Here is a 4,761-nt window from a genome sequence, read left to right as displayed (position 1 = left end):
TCTGTAAAGGTAATATGACGTTTATCTTTTGATAGCTTCCATCCAGATACTTTATACTCAACGGAACGAGAATGTTTTTTAAACTTAGGGTAGCCTTTCTTTCCTTTAACTTGATTTTGGCAATTATCGTAAAACCGAGTAATTGCTCGCAAGGTTCTTTCTACAGCAGTCTGGCAAGCATGGGAGTTTAAATCATCAACAAATTTCAACTCTTTTCTTAATGCTGTGTTGTACCGAAATAACTCTGTTTTGCCAACACCCCGATTATCCATCCAATAACGCAGAACTTTATTCCGAACAAATTGAGTTGTCCGTATTGCTTCATTAATGGCTTCTATCTGATTAGGTTTTGGCTTAACTTTGTATTCTAGTACAAACATTTTGACAATGCTAGACTGGGTATCAATATCTTAACACAAAATTCTTTAAGTTGACAATACATATTTATTTAAAGCCGCCCGACCCTACACTAAAGGGCGGGGCTTGTACCCAAATTTTCGGTCAGACTTTCTCGGTTTTGTCCTCTCTTCTATGCAAGAAACCGATAATAAATCTCCAAATTGTGCATCGGACTTCAGTGTATCCTTAATTCTCTCGGGATAACCGAACAGAAAAGTAGATGCTAGGCTACATTTAATCTAACCAAACCAAGAGAGCCGAGTTTTTTGTTGGAAGTGAAACTGCCTCATCCTGAAAGTACCATCATAGATGATCACAAACTAACTGGTTATTCCCTAAATCTAAATCATGCCGATGGACGGCATAAAGCCCGTGTTTTTAAATCCGCCTTAAACTTAGATATTGATGACGTTCAATTTCTTAAAAACGCACTCTTAGAAGCCGTTAAAACCTGTAATGCTATTCCCGATAAAATCAATCAATATGGACAAAAGATTATTGACTTTCCCCTGAATCATCAAAACAGCTATTATTCAGAGTGTTTAGATAATCAGAAATGATGAGAATTTTTCCCGTTTAGTTACTTGTTATGTACTTTAAGGAGATAATGAAATGAAACTCTTAGATGTGATTGCTTTATTAGAAGACTTACCCCAATTGGGATTATATCGCGGGCAAGTGGGAACAATTGTAGAAGTCTATGAGCCAAATGTTTTTGAAGTTGAATTTAGTGATACTTCTGGCCTTGCTTATGCTATCGAAATCTTACAAGAAAATCAATTAATGTTATTACATCATTCTCCCTTAGAATCCCAAAAATTAACCGCTAAGTAGCGGTAAGCTGTTGACTATCTCAATCACTCGTTAAGACTGTCTATGAGAGGGGAAAAGGGAGCTTTTTTTCAGTGATCAGTAAACAGTAATCGGTGAACTGAAAAATCACATCTGATAAGTGATCACTGATCACTGACTTGTGAGGGCGCATCAGCGATCGCACAGTAGGGACGACTATAACAAAGGGGTATTTCCAGGTCGTGTTGTTCCAAAAATTCCCGATTACTTAAAATCCTAGCGGTTTCTCCCTCTCCCACCACCTGACCACGACTTAAAACCACCGTGCGATCGCATAGTTCTAAAGCCAGATCGAGATCATGGGTGGCGATGACTTGGGTTTGGGGTAAAGTGGCTAACAGTTGTATTAATTGCCGACGGGATCGGGGATCCAGTTGGGCGCTAGGTTCATCAAAAACTAAGACCTGCGGCAACATGGCTAAAACCCCCGCAATCGCCACGCGTTTTTTTTCACCCCCCGATAGATTCTGACTGTTTCTCTTACCGTAATGCTTGGAATCCAATCCCACCGCGTGTAAAGCATGATGACAGCGATGGTTTAAATCCTCTCCGCGAATTCCCTGATTCATCGGGCCGAAAGTCACATCTTCCCAGACAGTGGGCATAAATAGCTGATCGTCGGGGTTTTGGAAGACTAAACCGACAAAATTGCGGATATTTTCTAAATTCTCCGGTTTAACTTGGTAGGGACCGACGGTGATTTTACCCGTTTGCGGCGGGAGAATACCGTTAAAATGCAATAATAAGGTGGATTTTCCCGATCCATTGGCCCCGACCAAAGCCACCTTTTCCGTAGCTTCAATGGCTAAATTAATACCTTTTAACGCTTCTGTGCCGTCAGGATAGGTATAAACTAGGTTTTCAATAAAAATCGGGTTGTGGTGCATGAAAAACGAGACTTTTATCTGAGTAGATGTACCATTTGACCCCAGAGGATCAGAATTACTGTGCCAATTATAGCGAGATAATCGTTCAGCTTGCTTTGGGGAACCTGTACAGAAGGCAAGGAACCAGTGTAACCCCTCGATAACATGGCTTGATAAATGCGATCGCCACGTTCGTAGGTACGGATAAATAAAGCGCCGATCATGTGTCCCACTAGCAACCGTTGCCATCGGGGACTACTCATTAAATTGCGCGCAATTGCTGCCCTTCGCATGGAATTAAATTCAGCGATCAAAACAGCTAGATAACGGTACATAGAAGCCAAAATTGCCACCAATAAAGGGGGGGTTTTTAGGGTAACTAATGCTTGCAACAGGTCGGGAATCGCTGTGGTTAAAACCAGAATATTGACCGTACAAAGACAGAGAAAAGCTTTTAGGGCCACACTGCCTAACACCAGCAATCCCTCGCTAGTTACCCGCAAAAATCCCCAAGACCAAAGAATTTCCCCGCCATCGCGAAAAAGAGTTCCCAATAAAACCACACCGATAAAGACAAATTCGATCGCTACTCTTTGTAAAAGTACGGCAATACTCACCCGACTGATCAGAATTAAAATAATTAATCCTAATCCGTAAATCCCCCAAGTTCCCCAACTACCATTCGGCGTTAAGGCTGTGGCAAAAACTAACAAAAGAGTAACTAAAACCCGGGTATGGGGCGCGAGTCTCTGCCAAAAACCGAAATTTTGTCCCTCATTTTCGCGATAAAAAGTGGCAATGTGTAGCATTTATTCAGTTATCAGTTAGAAAGGGGATAGGGGATAGGGGATAGGGGATAGGGGATGGGGGATAGGGGATAGGGGATAGGGGATAGGGGATAGGGGATAGGGGATAGGGGATGGGGGATAAGAAACACCCCACTTCCCCACTTCTCGACTCCCATATCCTTATTCCTGATTTTGGGATTTTGGAATCACTAATTTACCGATACCCCAAGCGATGCCGAAAGTGGCAAGAGTTCCCAGAAAACCGGCCAGGGGAGTGGCGACACCTTCGGGAACACCTTTGAGGGCATAACCATCAAAAATTCGGGCGAAAGGTAATTGACTACCTAGGGCGTTAGGGTCTTCTTTTTTGCTAAATTGCAAGTCTTCCGCCACTCGATCGAGTCCGTCGGGATCGGGACTGGCAAAGGGAGAAAGAAAAACGGCGATAATTAGGGAACATACTAGGCCAATCAGAAAAAATTGGCTATTTCTGCGAATATTCATCGAATTAATTGCTTTATTGACGAGAAGCGTAGGAAGATGGAACAGAGGTATTAAGGGAATGGGGCGGATCGTAGAGAAGATCGGGACGGGTTCGCCAGATATAACCGACAGCGAAAACGGTAATCACCGCTTCCCCGATGCCGATGAGGATATGCCAAGATAACATGGCAAAAAGGGCGACTAAAGGCGGTACAGTGCCAGATAAAGCCAATTGCAGGGCGCAAGCCAACGCCGCCACCACCACACTTGTCCAAGCGGCCAGGGCAACAGCGATCGCCATACTGCGCCAACTATTAAAACCGAGGGCTTTTCTAATCCCCAGATAGAGATAATAACCGCCAAACGTCCCGATCAAACCCATATTGACGATATTCGCCCCTAAAACCGTTAAACCGCCATCTTGAAAAAATAAAGCTTGAACGATAAAAACCACCGCCATCACCAAAGAACCCGCCCAGGGACCGAGTAAAACCCCCGCAAGAGTCCCCCCTAATAAATGTCCGGAGGTTCCCCCCGGAATGGGAAAATTAATCATCTGGGCGGCAAAAATAAAGGCGGCACAAACTCCCATCAAAGGTACAGCCCGTTCAGCGTAGTGACCGCGCACTTTTTTGAGAGAAAAGCTAATCAGGACGACGGCAATTATCCAAGTAAATAGACTCACCGATGGACTCAAAAAGCCGTCAGGAATATGGAGGGCGAGATAAGGGGTAAGGAGAGGGTGAAACAAACCAACTCCCAGAAAATTAACAGACATTAAAACTCAGTCTCCTTGGCAATTTGGGTTAAAGATTTCAATAGAATTGTCTCCCTAGGACGGAAAAGTCCTATCTTTTAGTAGATAACTAACCGCTTCATTCTACAATGCTCTCTCTGGGGATTTAAACCCTTTAGCTTCTTAAGAATTTCTGTTATTTTGCCAGCCGTCAGGGTTTAGCTATCAGCAAAAATCTGAATTATTCTCAAGCACTCAAATTATTTAAATTATTATTAATTTTTCGAGTTTTTTTTAGTTTTTATGCTAGGACTCAATCAGTTATCAGTTATCAGTTATCAGCTAGAAGAGGCTAGTGACCACTAACCACTAACCACTAACCACTATTCACTAACTAAGGTCATGAGTTTTAAGTAATATTATTCACTGATCGAAAATTTTGGTTAAAACCCCGTCCTAAAAGGACGGCTTTAAGCTACAATGGAAAAAGCGATAATCAAGCTAAAAACTGAACCTTGACCACAGATAGTAGGGGGTTTCGTTCAGAAAAGACTTCAAATTCGGCCTTGAACGAGTAAAACTTTCTAGGAAATAAGGTTGAACATTGGATTTTTTCGACTTGTTCAAAGTGGCCGTC

General features: G+C 42.7%; 6 protein-coding genes and 1 pseudogene. 2 read left to right on the top strand and 5 right to left on the bottom strand.

The window, feature by feature from the left end:
* Positions 1-380, bottom strand: a pseudogene (locus IM319_RS17465) (RNA-guided endonuclease TnpB family protein); the annotation flags it as partial.
* Between the two features lie 294 nt (positions 381-674).
* Here IM319_RS17465 and IM319_RS17460 point away from each other — a divergent pair.
* A complete protein-coding gene (locus IM319_RS17460; protein ID WP_353737590.1) occupies positions 675-959 on the top strand; it encodes a DUF6883 domain-containing protein in 285 nt (94 codons plus the stop codon).
* A gap of 52 nt (positions 960-1,011) precedes the next feature.
* Positions 1,012-1,233, top strand: coding sequence for a DUF4926 domain-containing protein (locus IM319_RS17455; RefSeq protein WP_286825648.1), 222 nt, complete (start codon positions 1,012-1,014; stop codon positions 1,231-1,233).
* Between the two features lie 122 nt (positions 1,234-1,355).
* Here IM319_RS17455 and IM319_RS17450 read toward each other — a convergent pair whose 3' ends face one another.
* The 4 genes from IM319_RS17450 to IM319_RS17435 form a co-directional block, all read right to left on the bottom strand.
* Entirely contained in the window at positions 1,356-2,138 is a 783-nt protein-coding gene (locus tag IM319_RS17450; protein ID WP_287687636.1) for an energy-coupling factor ABC transporter ATP-binding protein, read from the bottom strand.
* Between the two features lie 14 nt (positions 2,139-2,152).
* The gene (gene cbiQ, locus IM319_RS17445; RefSeq protein WP_287736428.1) at positions 2,153-2,926 is read right to left on the bottom strand and encodes a cobalt ECF transporter T component CbiQ; all 774 of its coding nucleotides are present in this window, start codon (positions 2,924-2,926) and stop codon (positions 2,153-2,155) included.
* Positions 2,927-3,085: 159 nt separating this feature from the next.
* The gene (locus tag IM319_RS17440; RefSeq protein ID WP_287736427.1) at positions 3,086-3,409 is read right to left on the bottom strand and encodes a PDGLE domain-containing protein; all 324 of its coding nucleotides are present in this window, start codon (positions 3,407-3,409) and stop codon (positions 3,086-3,088) included.
* Between the two features lie 13 nt (positions 3,410-3,422).
* Positions 3,423-4,166, bottom strand: coding sequence for an energy-coupling factor ABC transporter permease (locus IM319_RS17435; RefSeq protein ID WP_286825652.1), 744 nt, complete (start codon positions 4,164-4,166; stop codon positions 3,423-3,425).
* Positions 4,167-4,761 lie beyond the last annotated feature (595 nt).

This window comes from Microcystis sp. M113S1 (assembly GCF_020246945.1).
In the GTDB taxonomy this organism is placed as follows: Bacteria; Cyanobacteriota; Cyanobacteriia; order Cyanobacteriales; family Microcystaceae; genus Microcystis.
Note: the sequence above shows the minus strand (reverse complement) of the source record. Positions and strands in the feature narration are given on the sequence as shown.

Bases quoted from the DNA above. Each gene is read 5' to 3' on its own strand.
- IM319_RS17455 (WP_286825648.1), top strand. From the start codon at position 1,012: ATGAAACTCTTAGATGTGATTGCTTTATTAGAAGACTTACCCCAATTG.
- IM319_RS17450 (WP_287687636.1), bottom strand. From the start codon at position 2,138: ATGCACCACAACCCGATTTTTATTGAAAACCTAGTTTATACCTATCCT.
- cbiQ (WP_287736428.1), bottom strand. From the start codon at position 2,926: ATGCTACACATTGCCACTTTTTATCGCGAAAATGAGGGACAAAATTTC.
- IM319_RS17440 (WP_287736427.1), bottom strand. From the start codon at position 3,409: ATGAATATTCGCAGAAATAGCCAATTTTTTCTGATTGGCCTAGTATGT.
- IM319_RS17435 (WP_286825652.1), bottom strand. From the start codon at position 4,166: ATGTCTGTTAATTTTCTGGGAGTTGGTTTGTTTCACCCTCTCCTTACC.